At 62.4% G+C, this 237-nt stretch carries 1 protein-coding gene; it reads left to right on the top strand.

Features of this window, described 5'->3' with window-relative positions; all coding sequences use genetic code 11:
* On the top strand, positions 1-199 hold a 199-nt coding region (locus tag BST27_RS31090; RefSeq protein WP_211285364.1), incomplete at its 5' end, for a hypothetical protein.
* Positions 200-237 lie beyond the last annotated feature (38 nt).

The raw sequence follows: 237 nt of genomic DNA, 5'->3' as shown, positions 1-237 counted from the left end.
CCCCATTATTCTTCCTAAGATTGAGGGTGGTGCGGTGAGCATTCCGCCGATCGTGTTCCCGTCGCTCCATGCCAGGGGCAGTATTCAGGTTAACGGTACGCTCCCTGGCTGGGCTAACGGTCGGGGGAACTTCCTTGCTGCGGGCGGCATGGGTGCCCCCGCGGGCCGTCCGATGTCCCTTCCGCAGACCGGCGCCTAAGAATACCGGTAGTGGTTTCTCACCCGACGGTGCTTACG

Origin of the sequence: Mycobacterium intermedium, from assembly GCF_002086275.1 — a bacterium.
GTDB lineage: Bacteria > Actinomycetota > Actinomycetes > Mycobacteriales > Mycobacteriaceae > Mycobacterium > Mycobacterium intermedium.
Note: the sequence above shows the minus strand (reverse complement) of the source record. Positions and strands in the feature narration are given on the sequence as shown.